Genomic DNA, 17,528 nt, shown 5'->3' on the forward strand with positions numbered 1-17,528 from the left:
GAACCTTAGGTTCCCTCTTGTTTTTATTTCACAATTTTCTCTTCTACCAGTTCTTCTTTGTGATCTCTTGCTTTGTTTAACAGGTCTGTAAAGTAATGACGCAGCGTATACAGCATGATCAAACTTGGAATAACCATCAAAGCGGTCAGAATAAAGAACAGCGACCAGTCATTTAAATAGTCTGCCAGCTCGCCACTGAATGAGGCCAGTGTGGTGCGGCCGAAGTTGCCTAATGAGGCTAGCAAAGCATATTGAGTTGCAGAGAAGGCTTGCCCCGTCATCACTGTTAAGAAGGAGACGAAGGCGACTGTAGAAAATGCCGTGGTGAAGTTATCGACAATAATAGTGGCAAGGAACAGATGTTCATTTGGACCAACCTGAGCAATCCAAGAGAACATTAAGTTACTGGCTGACATGGCGATACCACCAATCATCAACCCGCGGACAATACCAAAGCGTACGTTGACCATACTGCCAAGCAGGGTAAACAGCATAGTAATACCCCAGCCAATCAATTTGGAGTAGTAACCAATCTGTTCGTTGCTGAAGCCGATTTCTTTGTAAAACGCGATAGACATTCGGCCGAGGAACGCTTCACCAATCTTAAATAGGAAAACGAACAGCAACAGTGTGATAGCAACCGAAGTACCGTTGCGGCGGAAGAAATCAATGAATGGTTCCAGTACGGTTACACTCAACCAAGCCAATATCTTTGAGTTGACCACTTTGTTGTGTCGTTGCTCAGCCTGTTTCTGCAGCGCTTCACGGTTGGTGTTTGGTTCGCCAACCAGCAGGGTAAACAGAATCAACACGCCCACGATGGCAGCCATGCCGTAGTACACACCATTCCAGCCCATTGAATCAGCATTGATAAATGCCAGATAGCCGGGAACCGAATAGCCTGTCCACCAACCAATCACTGCCATAGCAGAAGCTTGTGGCAGTTTACTGGATTCCGACTTCGGAAAGGTATCAATACGAAACGCATCAACCGCAATATCCTGAGTTGCAGAAGCAATCGCAATACCTAGGGCGAGCATGGATGTCAGCATCAGGTTTGTCGCTGGGTTTACGCCAGCAATAAACAACGTACAGATTAAAATCAGAACCTGACAAAGGAGTATCCAACTGCGGCGTTGCCCAAGAAGAGAGTGCAGAACCGGTAAGCGGACTCGGTCAACCGCGGGTGCCCATAGAAAGTTAATCGCGTAAACCGCAAACACACTACCGAAATAGCCAATGGCACTTCGAGTCAGACCTGCATCTTTTAACCAGCCAGACATGTTTGAGCCAATCAACACCCAAGGGAAACCGCTGGAACATCCGAGCATCAATACCCAAAGCAGACGTTTATCGAAGTAGCTGCGGATAGTTTCAACCCAAGTGAGAGATTGATTTTCTTGTTGCATGGACCTTTCCTTGTCGGAAAAAGAGCTCCGAATATATCGGAGCTTTAGGTGTTATTTAATCAGAGTGGCGTTGGTGATGATGATAGGTGTTACAGGAACATCCTTCATGTAGCCAATTGATCGAGTAGGTTGTTGAGCCATCTTTTGAACGACTTCAAAACCTTTAGTTACTTGACCAAACACAGCGTAGCCCGGTGGGCGTTGGCCGTAGTTCAGAAAATCGTTATCAACGAGGTTGATATAGAACTGACGCGTAGCTGAATTTGGGTCGTTGGTACGAGCCATAGCAATTGTCGCGGTGTCATTGCGTAAACCGTTGCTCGCTTCGTTTTGAATTGGAGCATAGGTGCTGACTTGCTTCATGTCGGTATCGAAACCGCCACCTTGTGCCATAAAGCCCGGGATGATGCGGTGGAAGATAGTACCGACATAACTGCCGTCTTCAACGTAGCGAAGGAAGTTGGCAACACTGATTGGCGCTTGCTCTTCATTCAGTTCAATGGTGAAAGTGCCTAAAGTGGTTTCAACTTCAACTTGAGGCCCTGCCCAAACATAGCTGCTAGCTGCAATAGCGAGCGCTGCCAAAGAGCCTTTCACCATGGACATTCTTTTCACCATGGATAGTTTTTTAACCATGGAAACGCTCCTTCATGTAGTTTTGTAGTTCTGTGTCTGCTGCGATTTCTTTAAGAACAAGGTTCACTACATCGTTCAGAACTTGTTCAATATCTTCATTTGAAGCGCTTAGAGCACCGGTACGTTTTGCTGTACCTGTATAGCTCTTCACTAACTTACCTTTTGGTGTTTCTGCGGTCAGTTGTAGCAGAACTTTACCGTTCATCTCATTTTCCATGATGGTATGAGTCACAGTCACTAAGGCTTCTTGGATTTCAAGCGTCAGCATGTTTTCGCTGTTAACTGTGATAGTGAAGCCTTGAGAATCAAATTGGCTTGAAAGTGCATTTTCCAAAGCGATACGAACGTTTTGGCGTGCATGAATAGGTTCGATGTTGTTTCGGCCGCTATCGACTAAAGCAACATATTGCGCAGAGCGAACGTCTTTACTAACCAAAGTGAACTTGCTGTTTGTCACAATATCACTGTTACTTAAAACAGCCGTAGGGTTTAGGCTTATCTGCTGCTGTTGAGGTGCAGAGCAAGCGGCCAATAAAGCAATAGAAGCTGCGAGAACCAGTTTTTTCATGGTCAATTCCTTTCGTTTGTTTTGGCATGTCAGGAACATGCTTAAGGTCACCAGACCCTAATACTTAGTAGCTTGTAAGATAACAAATTTATTGTTGCTAGCGACAGTCTTTACTTGTGTGTGACCGAAAAGGCGAGCAAGTTTTATATCGTATCCGAGGTGGCGATTGCCGATAACCAATAATTTGCCCCCTTTTTTAAGAACTTGCTTTGAATCACAGAACATCTGCCATGCGATATGGTCTGTGATCGCTTGTTGTTGATGGAAAGGGGGATTGCATACGATAAACGAAGCGCTCTCAGTTTCAAACTCATCTAAACAATTGTTAGCGATGCAAGTTATCTCAGGTTGTGTTTGCAAATTGTTGTTCAAGTTGCGTCTGGCCGCTTCCACCGCCATAAAGCTCTCGTCAACACAAGTAATCGAGGCATTAGGATTTAACCGCGCCAGTTTTATCGATAGCACGCCATTGCCACAACCTAGATCGATGAAGTCTGTGAGGTCTTCACTCGGCAAATGTTCAAGTAGCAAGCGCGCGCCTTGGTCGAGGCTCTCTCCAGAATACACGTTGGGAAGATTCACTAAACTCATTTTCTCGTTTTCGACTTCCCATCGAACTTCTTCATCCACGTTGGGTACTGGTGTGCAATTGGCAAAAGAAAACACTAAGCGGTGTTTTTTCCATGCCAGAGATGTCTTAGTGTCTCCCAAATACTTCTCAAACAACTGCAGTGTTGAAGAATGAATCTCTTTTGCTTTGTTGACAGAAATAATGGGGCATTTTTCGTCTACAGATTGACGAAGTTTACTCAGAATCCACACCAGATGACGGTTATTTCGAGGGATTTGCATCAACACCAGATCGATTTCGTTAGGTATCTCATCCATGGTGCTTAGAAGTGTCACGTCATTGCAAGAGTTACGTTTTAAGTTTTCCAGTGTTGCTTTGTGAGCAATGAAAGAATCACTCATCATGAACACTTGGTGCTGCGCAGAAAACCAGCAACTGAGAGCGCCGAACGAATCGTTTAAAATCAAAATGCGTTTTGATGAGGTTAGCTCTAGTTCTTCAATGTGTGAGATCAAGTACTCATCACCCGCATCCCAAGCTTGTAGAAGCTCATTGTTACGAATAGGGAAGCGATGAAATGTTAGCGTGCGTTCAAATAGCGAAAGCTCAGTTTTCATATTCGGTTTAATTGATAGTTTTAAAGACACTATTATTGTCTCAGATGCTCGATGATCAAGAAACATAAACCTTTCGCTGGCAATTTGTTGGTCGAACCTATGGTTTGTGTTTGTCAAAGCAAAGCTCGCCAAAGTAAACTGTTTGTTGGTTTTGTTATATCAGTGTGTGAAAGAAGGGAGCATTATGATTCAACAAGTCATTGAGACTAAGCTGCAAGATACATTTCAACCCGATTATCTGCAGGTTGTGAATGAAAGCTATGTGCATAATGTGGCACCCGGCTCAGAGAGTCACTTTAAAGTAGTGATTGTTACTTCGAGCTTTGAAGGGCAGCGTTTGATTATGCGTCACCGTCAAGTCAATCAGACTTTGTCGGAAGAGTTAAGCAACCATATTCATGCTCTAGCGATACATACTTACACACCACAAGAGTGGGATGAGTTGAAGAAAAAAGCACCAGATAGTCCGATGTGCTTGGGGGGATAGTGATGAGATAAGGGCTCATTAATTGCTCTTATTTTGGATGATTGTTTAACAATTTTAAAACAGTCACCATTCTATAAAGGGGCTGAAAACAATTTTTTTCAAAAAAAATTGCAAAAAATAACCCTTATATTCAGGTGGTGAAAATAATTGTGCGACATATCAAAATAATGATTATTAATGCGCCTTTTAAGCGAATTTGTGCCCAAATAAAATCACGAATCTAGAGATCTTGAATGGCATCGTATTCGTAAAAGGTGCTAAACTACCGCCCTTGATAAATCTCATCTCAAATCTGTAATGTGATTTTTAAAAGTATGTTGCGCTTTTGGTGATTAAATAACCAAGGCGGACAGATATAATAATGTCGTGTCTAGAGACGGTTTAGTTTTGTCATTACACACTTCCTGTCGAAGTACGGATGACCACCGCCTCGAATTTGCGCAATGAATGAATCTTTTTCCCGATAAAGTAGTGCAAGTGCGTATGATTACAATAAAAAAGGGTTTGGACCTTCCTATCGCAGGAACTCCTTCCCAGGTGATTAATGATGGCAAAGCCATCAACAAAGTCGCCTTGCTTGGCGAAGAGTACGTCGGCATGCGTCCTACTATGCATGTTCGCGTAGGTGATGAAGTAAAGAAAGCTCAAGTTCTTTTTGAAGATAAGAAGAATCCGGGAGTGAAATTTACTTCGCCAGTCAGCGGTAAAGTTGTTGAAATTAATCGTGGTGCAAAACGTGTACTTCAATCTGTAGTGATTGAAGTTGCAGGTGATGACCAAGTGACGTTCGACAAGTTTGAAGCGAATCAATTAAGCAGTCTTGACCGCGAAGCGGTGAAAACTCAATTGGTTGATTCTGGTCTTTGGACATCGCTGCGTACTCGTCCGTTCAGCAAGGTTCCTGCAGTTGATTCGACGACTAAGGCTATTTTTGTTACTGCCATGGATACTAATCCATTAGCAGCAGAGCCGACGGTTATCATCAACGACAATTCGGAAGCCTTCGTTGCTGGTCTTGATGTACTTTCAGCTTTGACTGACGGTAAAGTGTACGTTTGTAAAAAAGGTACTAGCTTACCACGCTCAACTCAGTCTAATGTTGAAGAACATGTCTTTGACGGCCCTCACCCAGCAGGTTTAGCTGGTACACACATGCATTTCCTGCATCCTGTCAATGCAGAAAATGTGGCATGGTACATTAACTACCAGGACGTTATCGCTGTCGGTAAATTGTTCCTTACTGGTGAGTTATACAGCGAGCGTGTTATTTCTCTTGCTGGCCCTGTCGTAAACAATCCTCGACTGATTCGTACAGTGTTAGGTGCAAGCCTAGAGCAACTTACGGATAGCGAAATGATGCCTGGCGAAGTTCGCGTGATCTCTGGCTCAGTACTGACTGGTACTAAAGCTTCAGGTCCACACGCTTACTTAGGTCGTTACCATTTACAGGTTTCTGTTCTTCGCGAAGGTCGTGAAAAAGAACTGTTTGGTTGGGCTATGCCTGGTAAGAACAAGTTCTCTGTTACTCGCTCATTCTTGGGTCACTTATTCAAAGGTCAGTTGTTCAACATGACAACGACGACTAATGGTAGTGATCGCGCAATGGTGCCAATTGGTAACTATGAAAAAGTTATGCCGCTAGATATGGAGCCAACTCTGTTGCTTCGTGATCTGTGTGCTGGTGACGCTGATAGTGCAGTACGCCTTGGCGCACTAGAACTTGATGAAGAAGATCTAGCATTGTGTACCTTTGTATGTCCTGGTAAATACGAGTACGGTCCGTTACTTCGTGAATGCCTCGATAAGATTGAGAAAGAAGGGTAATTTTCATGGGCCTTAAAAAGTTTCTTGAAGACATCGAGCATCACTTTGAACCAGGTGGTAAACACGAGAAATGGTTTGCTTTGTATGAAGCTGCTGCAACTCTGTTTTACACGCCGGGTCTTGTGACAAAGAGAGGCGCTCATGTCCGTGATAGCGTTGACTTAAAACGTATCATGATCATGGTTTGGTTAGCTGTGTTCCCAGCAATGTTCTGGGGTATGTATAACGCAGGTGGTCAAGCTATCTCTGCACTTCATCACTTGTACGCAAGTGATCAACTTGCAACCATCATTGATGGTAACTGGCATTACTGGCTGACTGAAATGCTAGGCGGCACTATGTCGTCTGATGCAGGTTGGGGCAGTAAAATGCTGTTGGGTGCAACATACTTCCTTCCAATCTACGCAACAGTATTTATTGTTGGTGGTTTCTGGGAAGTGTTGTTCTGTATGGTGCGTAAGCACGAAGTTAACGAAGGTTTCTTTGTAACTTCGATTCTTTTCGCATTGATCGTTCCACCAACTCTACCTCTATGGCAAGCAGCGCTAGGTATTACCTTCGGTGTTGTTGTGGCGAAAGAAGTATTTGGTGGTACTGGTCGTAACTTCCTAAACCCAGCTCTAGCAGGTCGTGCATTCCTATTCTTTGCATACCCAGCTCAAATCTCTGGTGATTTAGTGTGGACCGCTGCGGACGGTTTCTCAGGCGCAACTGCTCTTAGTCAATGGACTCAAGGTGGTAGCGGTGCTCTGATGAACGCTGCAACAGGTGAAGCAATCACTTGGATGGATGCATTCATTGGTAATATCCCAGGTTCAATTGGTGAAGTGTCTACGCTTGCTCTAGCAATCGGTGCGGCATTCATCGTTTACATGGGTATTGCTTCATGGCGCATTATCGCTGGTGTGATGATCGGTATGATTGCTCTTTCTACGTTGTTCAACGTGATTGGTTCTGAAACCAACATGATGTTCAACATGCCTTGGCATTGGCACCTAGTTCTAGGTGGCTTCGCATTCGGTATGTTCTTCATGGCAACGGACCCAGTATCAGCGTCGTTTACAGATAAAGGTAAGTGGGCATACGGTATTTTGATTGGTGCTATGTGTGTACTAATCCGTGTGGTTAACCCAGCGTACCCAGAAGGCATGATGCTAGCGATTCTATTCGCTAACCTGTTTGCTCCTCTGTTCGACCATGTTGTGGTAGAGAAAAACATCAAGCGGAGATTATCGCGCTATGGCAAGTAATAACGATAGCATTAAGAAAACGCTGTTTGTTGTTATCGCATTGAGCCTAGTGTGCTCAATCATCGTATCGACAGCGGCTGTTGGCCTGCGAGACAAGCAAAAAGCGAATGCTGTGCTTGATAAGCAAAGCAAGATCGTTCAAGTAGCAGGTATCACTGAGCAAGGTAAGGTTCCTGAATTGTACTCTAAGTACATCGAACCTCGTCTAGTTGACCTAAATACTGGTGATTTTATTGACGGTAATGCAGCAACTTTTGACCAGCGTAAAGCAGCAAAAGATAATGCAACTTCAGTTAAACTTTCATCAGAGCAAGACGTAGCGAAGATTATTCGTCGCTCAAACACAGGTATCGTTTATCTTGTTAAAGATGGCGACCAAGTGTCTAAAGTAATTTTACCAATTCACGGTAACGGCCTATGGTCTATGATGTACGCATTCGTTGCGGTTGAAACTGATGGTAATACAGTTTCTGGCATCACTTACTATGAACAAGGCGAAACTCCTGGATTGGGTGGTGAAGTTGAAAACCCTAACTGGCGTGCTCAATTTGTAGGTAAGAAACTGTTCGATGAGAACCATAAACCTGCAATTAAAGTTGTAAAAGGTGGCGCACCACAAGGTTCTGAGCATGGTGTTGATGCTCTTTCAGGTGCAACGCTAACCAGTAATGGTGTTCAACATACATTTGACTTCTGGTTAGGTGATATGGGCTTTGGTCCTTTCCTAGCAAAAGTTCGTGACGGAGGTCTTAACTAATGTCTAGCGCAAAAGATCTTAAAAAGAGCATTCTAGCGCCAGTGTTGGATAACAACCCAATCGCGCTACAAGTTCTTGGTGTATGTTCTGCTCTAGCAGTGACTACCAAACTAGAGACGGCTTTCGTTATGACTCTTGCAGTAACGTTTGTAACTGCATTGTCGAACTTCTTCGTTTCACTAATCCGTAACCACATTCCAAGCAGCGTACGTATCATCGTTCAGATGGCTGTTATCGCATCTTTGGTAATCGTGGTAGACCAAATTCTGAAAGCATATCTATACGATATATCTAAACAGCTTTCAGTATTCGTTGGCCTTATCATTACGAACTGTATCGTAATGGGTCGTGCAGAAGCATTTGCAATGAAGTCTGCCCCAATCCCGTCTTTCATCGATGGTATTGGTAACGGTCTAGGTTACGGTTTCGTACTTATCAGTGTTGGTTTCTTCCGTGAGCTTCTAGGTTCTGGCAAGCTATTTGGTATGGAAGTACTGCCTCTTATTAAAGATGGCGGTTGGTACCAGCCAAACGGTTTGATGCTATTAGCACCTTCTGCATTCTTCCTGATCGGATTTATGATTTGGGCGATTCGTACCTTCAAGCCTGAACAAGTAGAAGCGAAGGAGTAAGGTTGTCATGGAACATTATATTAGTTTGCTGGTGAAATCGATTTTCATCGAGAACATGGCACTGTCTTTCTTCTTGGGTATGTGTACCTTCTTGGCGGTATCGAAGAAAGTTAAGACATCATTTGGTCTAGGTATTGCGGTAACAGTGGTATTAACCATTTCTGTTCCTGTGAACAACCTAGTTTACAACCTCGTTCTTAAACCAGATGCGCTTGCTGAAGGTGTGGATTTAAGTTTCCTTAACTTCATTACCTTTATCGGTGTAATCGCTGCATTAGTACAGATTCTAGAAATGATCTTAGACCGTTTCTTCCCACCTCTGTACAACGCGTTAGGTATCTTCCTACCACTGATCACAGTTAACTGTGCAATCTTTGGTGGTGTATCTTTCATGGTTCAGCGTGATTACAACTTCGGAGAGTCTGTAGTATACGGTTTCGGTTCAGGTTTGGGCTGGATGCTAGCTATCGTCGCTCTTGCAGGTATCCGTGAGAAAATGAAGTATTCAGATGTGCCTCCAGGTCTTCGTGGTCTAGGTATTACCTTTATCACTGCTGGTCTAATGGCGCTTGGCTTTATGTCATTCTCTGGTGTTCAACTGTAAGACGGGTAAACCGCAACAATTAAGGAATAGTCAATGGACATTATTCTTGGTGTAGTGATGTTTACTCTGATTGTTCTAGCGCTAGTTCTAGTGATTCTTTTCGCTAAATCTAAGCTAGTACCAACAGGTGACATTACAATCTCAATCAATGGCGATGCAGACAAATCGATCGTTACTTCTCCAGGCGGCAAGCTTCTTGGCGCTTTGGCGAGTTCTGGCGTATTCGTGTCATCGGCATGTGGTGGCGGTGGCTCTTGTGGTCAGTGTCGCGTAAAAATTAAATCTGGCGGTGGTGATATTCTACCGACTGAGCTTGACCATATTACTAAAGGTGAAGCTCGTGAAGGTGAGCGTCTAGCATGTCAGGTTGCAGTGAAAACTGACATGGAGATCGAACTTCCAGAAGAGATCTTCGGTGTTAAGAAGTGGGAATGTACGGTTATCTCTAACGATAACAAAGCGACATTCATCAAAGAGCTTAAGCTACAAATTCCAGATGGCGAATCAGTACCTTTCCGTGCTGGTGGTTACATCCAGATTGAAGCTCCTGCTCACCACGTTAAATACGCGGATTACGATGTGCCTGAAGAGTACCGTGGCGACTGGGACAAGTTTAACCTGTTCCGCTACGAGTCTAAGGTAGATGAAGATATCATTCGTGCATACTCTATGGCGAACTACCCTGAAGAGTTCGGCATTATTATGCTAAACGTACGTATCGCGACTCCGCCGCCAAACAATCCAAACGTACCACCGGGTCAAATGTCTTCGTACATTTGGTCTCTAAAAGCTGGTGATAAATGTACGATTTCTGGTCCATTTGGTGAGTTCTTCGCGAAAGATACAGATGCTGAAATGGTGTTTGTGGGTGGTGGTGCTGGTATGGCTCCAATGCGTTCACACATCTTCGATCAGCTAAAACGTCTGAAATCCAAGCGTAAGATGTCTTACTGGTACGGTGCTCGTTCTAAGCGTGAAATGTTCTACGTGGAAGACTTTGACGGCCTAGCGGCTGAAAATGACAACTTCGTATGGCATTGTGCGCTATCTGACCCGCAACCAGAAGATAACTGGGATGGTTACACAGGCTTCATCCACAACGTATTGTATGAAAACTATCTGAAGGATCACGAAGCTCCTGAAGATTGTGAATACTACATGTGTGGTCCACCGATGATGAACGCAGCTGTTATCGGCATGCTGAAAGATCTTGGTGTAGAAGATGAAAACATCTTGTTGGATGACTTCGGTGGTTAATCTCCGCTAAGCGTCTGATTTAATGGCTGACTCATTTGAGTCAGCCATAATTTTTTGAAGTTTGTATAGAGAATCTCGTAAGGTTTATGTGCTTAATAACACATGGATTCTCTATATCTACTTATCTCTATAGGAGTAAACAAGTGAAAACTTGGCTTGTTGCATTAGCTTCTTTATTGCTTTTAGCTGGTTGTGAAAAACCAGTCGAGCAAGTTCATTTAAGCGGCCCAACGATGGGCACCACATACAACATTAAGTATCTTCAACAAGATGGTATTCCGTCTTCTGAAGACTTGCACAAAGAGATCGACCGCTTACTTGAAGAAGTAAACGACCAGATGTCAACGTACCGTAAAACGTCAGAGCTTAGCCGTTTTAACCAGTTTCAAGAGACAACTCCGTTTGAAGTTTCACCTCAGACAGCAACTGTGGTGCGTGAAGCGATTCGTCTTAATGGCGTGACCCTAGGTGCTCTTGATGTCACTGTTGGTCCATTGGTTAACTTATGGGGATTTGGCCCAGAAGCGCGTCCTGAAGTGGTTCCTACCGATGAAGAGCTAGCTGAGCGTAAAGCGAACATCGGTATTGAGCATTTGAGTGTTGAAGGCAACATGCTGAGTAAAGACCTTCCTCATTTGTACGTTGACCTTTCGACAATTGCCAAAGGTTGGGGTGTGGATGTGGTTGCTGACTATATTGAATCTCAGGGTGTTGCGAATTACATGGTGGAAGTCGGTGGCGAAATCCGATTGAAAGGTGTCAATCGTGAAGGTGTTGGCTGGCGTATCGCGGTAGAAAAACCGACAGTGGATGAACGCACGATTCAAGAGGTCATCGAACCGGGTGACTATGCGATTGCTACTTCTGGTGACTATCGTAACTACTTTGAGCGTGATGGTGTGCGTTACTCGCATATTATTAATCCTCAAACAGGTCGCCCAATTAACAACCGTGTTGTATCGGTAACTGTATTAGATAAATCCTGTATGACAGCGGATGGTCTTGCAACGGGGTTAATGGTGCTAGGCGAAGTCAAAGGCATTGAGATAGCAGAGCAAAATAACATTCCTGTGTTTATGATTGTGAAAACGGATGACGGTTTTGAAGAAGTCTTCTCAAGCGCATTCAAACCATTCTTAAACCGCAAATAGCAGAAGTGAGTTTGTCATTATGAGTACGTTTCTGATTACTTTCGGCGTCTTTCTGGCTGTTATCGCAGCAATGGCGGTCGGCTATATTTTCCAGAAAAAAGTCGTCAAAGGCAGCTGTGGTGGTTTAGGTGCAGTTGGCATTGAGAAAGTGTGTAATTGTCCTGAGCCATGTGACGCACGCAAAAAGCGAGAAGCTCGTGAAGCTGCAAGAGCTGAGAAATTGGCTGCTTGGGAAAAAGACCGCATCGCGTAAACGTGTCAGCAGTTTTGAATAAAAAAGGGTTCTATCGTTAGATAGAACCCTTTTTGTTTGAGTATGGTCTGAGGCATTAGATAACAGGCGTTAGATTTTAGGCGCTAACCAGTTGGTTTCGCCCACCTTCTTTGGCATTGTAAGGACGCATATCCGCGACTTTTATCTGCTCATCAAGGGTACCTTTCATGGATTTGGCACCGCTACTGATGGTGTATTTGATCACTTTGCCTTGATTGAAATCGATGCCGAGGGGGCCTTTTATACATGAGAACAGAATTGGCATATGTAGGAATAAGATGATTATGTGTCGGTATTTTGTCAGGGTAAGAAAGTTGTTTTCGTTTTGCTTAAATTGGTTCTACAATAACTGTATTTATGTACAGTTGTCTGGTGGCGTGTGGAACAAGAATCGACGAGAAAAATCATTCATATTGATATGGATTGTTTTTATGCCGCAGTAGAGATGCGTGATAACCCGCAATATCGCGGCAGGCCGCTAGCTGTCGGTGGGCATGAGAAACAAAGAGGGGTTCTGAGTACCTGTAATTATGAGGCGCGCAAATTTGGCGTCCGTTCTGCTATGCCAACGGCTCAAGCTTTGAAGTTGTGTCCTCAGCTCTTGGTGGTGCCCGGTAGAATGTCGGTATATAAAGATGTATCACGTAAAATTCACGCCATTTTCCAGCGCTATACCTCAATCATTGAACCGCTATCCTTAGATGAAGCTTTTCTGGATGTTACCGATGTCGAACTCTGCCATGGAAGTGCCACGTTGATCGCTCAGGCAATTCGCAGAGACATTTGGAATGAGCTTGAACTCACGGCATCAGCGGGAGTCGCGCCGATAAAATTCTTGGCTAAAGTCGCTTCTGATATCAATAAACCTAACGGTCAGTTTGTGGTTACGCCGGAAGAGGTGCAATCTACCGTTGATAAGTTGCCGTTAGAGAAAATTCCCGGAGTCGGGAAGGTGAGTTTAGAAAAGCTCCATCAAGCTGGCTTTTTTCTTTGTGAAGATATCAAGAACAGTGACTACCGTGAGTTACTGAGAAAGTTTGGCCGCTTAGGTGCATCGTTATGGAAAAAGAGTCATGGGATTGATAATCGGGAAGTGGTAGTAGAACGAGAGCGCAAGTCTGTAGGGGTAGAGCGTACTTTCAGTCAGAATATTTCGACATATGAAGAGTGTTGGCAAGTCATCGAAGGGAAGCTGTTTCCTGAGCTCGATATTCGCTTATCAAAAGCGAGTCCGGATAAAGCGATCATTAAACAGGGGATTAAGGTAAAGTTCGCAGATTTTCAGCTTACGACCATAGAACATATTCACCCGCAGTTGGAGCTGGATGATTTCAGGCAGTTACTCAGTGATGTTCTCAAACGTCAGAAAGGACGAGAGATCCGCTTGTTGGGGCTGTCTGTGATGTTAAAACCAGAAGAACAATCTAAACAGCTCAGTTTCTTTTAAGCTTTTTTCTATAGCTTGATTTAGCTTAAGATACGCGAGTATTTAAGCGTTCCATTTACTCTAAATCTGCAACGGCAAGCTCTTTGGGCATAATAACTGACACGGCATTAACGTATCACTAATCAACATTCGATATTGTTAAGCAAAATTTAATTTCTAAAGGTCACAAGACCTGAGAGACAGGTATGAAAAAGACAATTTTATTAGCTGCGTTACTGTGTAGCTCTTCTGTTTGGGCTGCTCAATGTAAGATCGATGTGCAAAATGAAGTTCATCTAAGTGGTTCCAGTGTTGAAATTCATACAACCAGTGGCGATACCGCTGTGATGGATGGTAGCAACCGTCTTTATCTTCATGGTGAACAAATTGAATTAGACAGCTCTCAACAACAAGCAATCCAATCTTACCGAGAAAGTGTCAGTTCGGCAGTTCCTCGTGCGAAAGAGTTAGCTCAGAAAGGAATGGATGTTGCCAGTGACCTACTAGACGATGTTGCAGCAAGCCTTGATGCACCAAATGCATTTGAAGGTGTTAAGCAGTCTATGAAAGATTTTTTTGCTGATGTAGAAAGCCGTTATTACCAAGGTGAAGACTTCGTTTTACCCGCCAATACCTTTGAATCTATGACTCAGCAATGGCAACAGGATTTTGAAAAAGCAAAAGCAATGTTTAGTCAGGAGTTTTTCTCCAGCGCGTTTGATGCAGTATCTGAAAAGATGAAACAGGGCGGTGGGATAAACCTGACCGAACTGGGCAACACCATGAGTGAACTAACTGCGAAGTTCGAAGCCCGTTTGAGAGAGCATGAGGCTACGGTGGAAAAAGAAGGCAAAGAACTGTGTGAATCCCTTGATGATATTGTTGAGCAGGAGCAAGAATTGCACAAAAAGATACCTGAACTAAAGAACTACCAAGTATTTACGATCTAAACTAAAGGAGCGCATTAAGCGCTCCTTTTACTTTGTAGTGTTTGTAGGTGAGATGATTTTTAACAATATTAGTGTTCGTTGGATAACGATATTTACCGCTATATCTGTGGTGGTTTGCTTTGTTGCCTGTTATCTCGGGTTTAAATATATCTGGACCTACGATCGTCATGTTACTCAAGCTGAAGAACTACAGGCAGAGGAAATCGAACGTGTTGAAACTATTATAGAATTCGCCCAACTAAAACTTGGGGATTCGATGGTTGACTATGCGGCGTGGGACGACATGGTTGATTTCATTCAGTCTCCAAATGAGGAGTTTGTTGAAGACAGCATAGGTGTTCATTCTTATACCTCACAAGTCATTAATGGTTTTTTTGTCTTCGCACCGGATAAAACCTTCGTATGGGGTAAAACACTGGATGTGACCACCAATATTCTGGTCGACGATGATCGTTATACGCAATACTTCCCAACCATCCTTAATGAAGCTAAGAAGCTTGATACCAATTTTGTCAAAGCGATAGTTCGCTTCATTGTTATTGACCATGAGCCGTATTTTGCTGCAACCACTCGAGTTTGTATGAGTGATGCGACAGCTTGCGACAAGGGTTATGTGATCTTTTTTAAGAAGCTGTCTAAGAAGTTTGCGGAAGAGGTGCATAAAGCGACGGGTATTCAGATTGATATTTTGGTGAATGAAAGTAACACCTTAAATCTTCATCCTATCGAGAATATTTCTTATATCTCTAAGTTGGATTACAGCGGTAATTCCGGCGTGGTGATAAAGGTTTACCATCGAGTCAAAATTCCAAGCTTTATTGTTTGGGAAGAGGTGTTTGCACTTTTGGCTTTTTCCATCATGTTCTATTTCATCAATCTTCTGTTGGCTAAGTCTTTAGTCAAGCCCATCACTAACGCCAATCTGGTATTGGAGAAGTTTCAAGCACAAGGTGGTTTCATTCCCGATGAGTCTTATTTCATTTCAAAGGAGATGAAAGGATTTGCTCGAAGTATCAACAAAATCATGAATGATTTAGAGGTAAGCCGACGAGAACTGCGTTGGCAGTCCGAACATGATCCGCTGACGGAGCTATCTAATCGCCGCCATTTAAAAAGTCGTTTGACGGCTTTTATTGATGACTACCACTTTAGCCATATTGCACTCTATTTGGTGGATGTCGATTACTTCAAACTGTACAACGATAATCTAAGCCATATGGATGGTGACAATGCATTAAAGGCTGTTGCTAAGGCACTGGAAGCGATTAAGTACAAAGGAGACAAAATAGTTGCCCGTTTTGGAGGAGAAGAGTTTTGTGTTGTCTTCGCCAGTGATGAGCCTCTTGATCTCAGTGAATATGGTCAGAAGTTGAAAGAAGCAGTTCATAATCTAAGAATCCCACATCCATATATCCCAGTCGCAGGGCGTGAATTTTTGTCGATCAGTATCGGCGGTATTCAAATCGAAAAACCGACAATGGCTTATTATCAAGAATTGTTTCATCAGGCTGATCAGGCGTTGTATTTGGCTAAGAAGAACGGCCGAGATCAGTACGTTGTACAAGATTTCAACAAGTGTTCTGTTCATTTAATCGGTGTAAATTAATTATTACGCAATAAATGCCAATTAATTGTTTATTAAAGCAGCAAACTGTACTGGTGTTTATTGTGTCACTAGTCAATTTCATTTAATGTACTAGCCAACTAGTTTGGTGATATTTGTGAGTAGTAATGACATCGAGTAATACCCGCGAAACTTTTGGTTCACGCCTTGGGTTTGTTTTGGCCGCAGCAGGTGCTGCAGTTGGCCTTGGAAATATTTGGGGTTTCCCCACTCAGGCTGCCAGTAATGGCGGTGGCGCATTCCTGTTAGTCTATTTGGTTCTCATTTTAGTGGTTGCGTTCCCTATGCTGGTGGTTGAAATGGCAATTGGACGTTCAGGACAAGCAAACCCTGTTGATAGTATGCGCTCACTGACGCCTAATCCTACAGCTAAGAAAGCTGGAGCATTAGTCGGTTGGTTGGGTTTGAGTGTTCCAAGTGCCGTGCTGGCGTTTTATAGCATCGTAGGTGGCTGGATCATCTGCTTTATGCTTGGGGCAATTACAGATTTGCTGGGTATGGAAAGTGCGACTGCTTGGTTTAAAGGCTTTAGCGTTGAGCGTAACTTATTTGGTACTTTAGTATTTTATGTGCTCACGATCTTGATTGTTCAAGGTGGCGTAAAACAAGGTATTGAAAAGTGGTCAACTCGCTTAATGCCAGCGCTGTTTGTTCTATTTGGTGTTCTGTTCATCTACATCATGATGCAGCCGGGTGCTATGCAAGGTCTGCAACACTATCTTGTTCCGGATTTTGAAAAGATTTTTGATCGCAAAATGATCTTAGCTGCGATGGGGCAGGGATTCTTCTCTCTGACCATTGGTGGCTGTTCAATGCTTATCTACGGTTCTTACCTAAGTAAGAAAGAGAATCTGCCGAAAATGGCGATGAACGTGACTTTGGTTGATACAGGTGTTGCTTTTATTGCGGGTCTTGTTGTCCTTCCTGCAATGTTTGTAGCTATGAACAAAGGCGTTCAGATATACGCAGAAGATGGTTCGCTACTGAGCTCGGATACTTTAGTCTTTACGGTTCTACCTTTAATGTTCGATAGCCTAGGCGTACTGGGGCAGTTATTTGCAATCGTGTTCTTCTTGTTATTAACGATTGCTGCGTTAACGTCTTCAATCTCTATGTTGGAATGTCCAGTCGCTTTGGTATCAGAACGTTTTAACACTAAGCGCACACCAACCAGCTGGGTCTTAGGTGGCTTAATCGCGCTATTCAGTGTGGTGATTGTTTACAACTTCGGTGAACTGTTTGGCCTAGTGGCCACCACGGCTACGCAATACTTACAACCGACTGCAGCATTGATGTTCTGTTTGTTTGGTGGCTGGGTATGGAATCGCAACGCTAAGCTCAAAGAGTTGGAGCAAGGCTTCCCAGAGTTCCGTCAAAGTACTTTTGGAAAAATCTGGCCTTGGTATGTGAAATTTGTCTGCCCAATTTTAGTGGCAACGGTTATCTGGGCTTCATTTGGTTAATCCAAACTGAAACAAAAAAACCTTGGTA

17 protein-coding genes are annotated in these 17,528 nt (G+C 43.5%); 13 read left to right on the forward strand and 4 right to left on the reverse strand.

The features are described 5' to 3' along the window. Positions 1-23: 23 nt before the first annotated feature. The 4 genes from HKI82_RS04850 to HKI82_RS04865 are packed head-to-tail and all read right to left on the reverse strand — an operon-like array spanning position 24 to position 3,801. A complete protein-coding gene (locus HKI82_RS04850) occupies positions 24-1,409 on the reverse strand; it encodes an AmpG family muropeptide MFS transporter (protein WP_102940393.1) in 1,386 nt (461 codons plus the stop codon). A 51-nt stretch (positions 1,410-1,460) separates the two neighbouring features. Then, entirely contained in the window at positions 1,461-2,009 is a 549-nt protein-coding gene (locus HKI82_RS04855; RefSeq protein WP_102940513.1) for a peptidylprolyl isomerase, read from the reverse strand. Between the two features lie 28 nt (positions 2,010-2,037). Continuing rightward, on the reverse strand, positions 2,038-2,613 hold the full coding sequence (locus tag HKI82_RS04860; RefSeq protein WP_102940392.1) for a YajG family lipoprotein: 576 nt from the start codon (positions 2,611-2,613) through the stop codon (positions 2,038-2,040). Positions 2,614-2,670: 57 nt separating this feature from the next. Beyond that, positions 2,671-3,801 (reverse strand): methyltransferase, encoded by a 1,131-nt coding sequence (locus tag HKI82_RS04865; protein WP_102940512.1) that lies wholly within the window; start codon positions 3,799-3,801, stop codon positions 2,671-2,673. 184 nt (positions 3,802-3,985) lie between these two features. Between HKI82_RS04865 and HKI82_RS04870 the strand changes: the two genes are divergently transcribed. From HKI82_RS04870 to HKI82_RS04930, 13 genes are all read left to right on the forward strand, one after another. Beyond that, entirely contained in the window at positions 3,986-4,288 is a 303-nt protein-coding gene (locus tag HKI82_RS04870; protein WP_171137357.1) for a BolA/IbaG family iron-sulfur metabolism protein, read from the forward strand. 483 nt (positions 4,289-4,771) lie between these two features. Next, positions 4,772-6,112, forward strand: a complete 1,341-nt coding sequence (locus tag HKI82_RS04875) for a Na(+)-translocating NADH-quinone reductase subunit A (protein ID WP_102940511.1) — start codon at positions 4,772-4,774, stop codon at positions 6,110-6,112. A gap of 5 nt (positions 6,113-6,117) precedes the next feature. Next, the gene (locus HKI82_RS04880) at positions 6,118-7,362 is read left to right on the forward strand and encodes an NADH:ubiquinone reductase (Na(+)-transporting) subunit B (protein WP_171137358.1); all 1,245 of its coding nucleotides are present in this window, start codon (positions 6,118-6,120) and stop codon (positions 7,360-7,362) included. Further along, complete coding sequence (locus HKI82_RS04885; protein WP_102940389.1) at positions 7,352-8,119, forward strand: Na(+)-translocating NADH-quinone reductase subunit C; 768 nt, start codon at positions 7,352-7,354, stop codon at positions 8,117-8,119. Before HKI82_RS04880 ends, HKI82_RS04885 begins: the two co-directional genes overlap by 11 nt. Next, entirely contained in the window at positions 8,119-8,751 is a 633-nt protein-coding gene (locus HKI82_RS04890) for an NADH:ubiquinone reductase (Na(+)-transporting) subunit D (RefSeq protein ID WP_102940388.1), read from the forward strand. Before HKI82_RS04885 ends, HKI82_RS04890 begins: the two co-directional genes overlap by 1 nt. A gap of 7 nt (positions 8,752-8,758) precedes the next feature. Then, positions 8,759-9,355 (forward strand): NADH:ubiquinone reductase (Na(+)-transporting) subunit E, encoded by a 597-nt coding sequence (nqrE, locus tag HKI82_RS04895; RefSeq protein ID WP_102940387.1) that lies wholly within the window; start codon positions 8,759-8,761, stop codon positions 9,353-9,355. 33 nt (positions 9,356-9,388) lie between these two features. Then, complete coding sequence (nqrF, locus tag HKI82_RS04900; RefSeq protein WP_102940386.1) at positions 9,389-10,612, forward strand: NADH:ubiquinone reductase (Na(+)-transporting) subunit F; 1,224 nt, start codon at positions 9,389-9,391, stop codon at positions 10,610-10,612. Between the two features lie 143 nt (positions 10,613-10,755). Continuing rightward, positions 10,756-11,763: an FAD:protein FMN transferase gene (locus HKI82_RS04905; RefSeq protein WP_102940385.1), complete on the forward strand. Its 1,008-nt coding sequence runs from the start codon at positions 10,756-10,758 to the stop codon at positions 11,761-11,763. Positions 11,764-11,782: 19 nt separating this feature from the next. Beyond that, positions 11,783-12,016 carry a (Na+)-NQR maturation NqrM gene (gene nqrM / locus HKI82_RS04910; protein WP_042480206.1) on the forward strand — a complete coding sequence of 78 codons (234 nt, stop codon included), beginning with the start codon at positions 11,783-11,785 and terminating at the stop codon, positions 12,014-12,016. Positions 12,017-12,416: 400 nt separating this feature from the next. Continuing rightward, a complete protein-coding gene (gene dinB / locus HKI82_RS04915; RefSeq protein WP_258004221.1) occupies positions 12,417-13,484 on the forward strand; it encodes a DNA polymerase IV in 1,068 nt (355 codons plus the stop codon). A 185-nt stretch (positions 13,485-13,669) separates the two neighbouring features. Beyond that, the gene (locus HKI82_RS04920; protein ID WP_171137359.1) at positions 13,670-14,413 is read left to right on the forward strand and encodes a YggN family protein; all 744 of its coding nucleotides are present in this window, start codon (positions 13,670-13,672) and stop codon (positions 14,411-14,413) included. A gap of 52 nt (positions 14,414-14,465) precedes the next feature. Continuing rightward, positions 14,466-16,019 carry a sensor domain-containing diguanylate cyclase gene (locus HKI82_RS04925; RefSeq protein WP_171137360.1) on the forward strand — a complete coding sequence of 518 codons (1,554 nt, stop codon included), beginning with the start codon at positions 14,466-14,468 and terminating at the stop codon, positions 16,017-16,019. A gap of 125 nt (positions 16,020-16,144) precedes the next feature. Beyond that, positions 16,145-17,500, forward strand: a complete 1,356-nt coding sequence (locus HKI82_RS04930) for a sodium-dependent transporter (RefSeq protein ID WP_102940382.1) — start codon at positions 16,145-16,147, stop codon at positions 17,498-17,500. Positions 17,501-17,528: the final 28 nt, after the last annotated feature.

Origin of the sequence: Vibrio plantisponsor (assembly GCF_013041605.1) — a bacterium.
GTDB lineage: Bacteria > Pseudomonadota > Gammaproteobacteria > Enterobacterales > Vibrionaceae > Vibrio > Vibrio plantisponsor.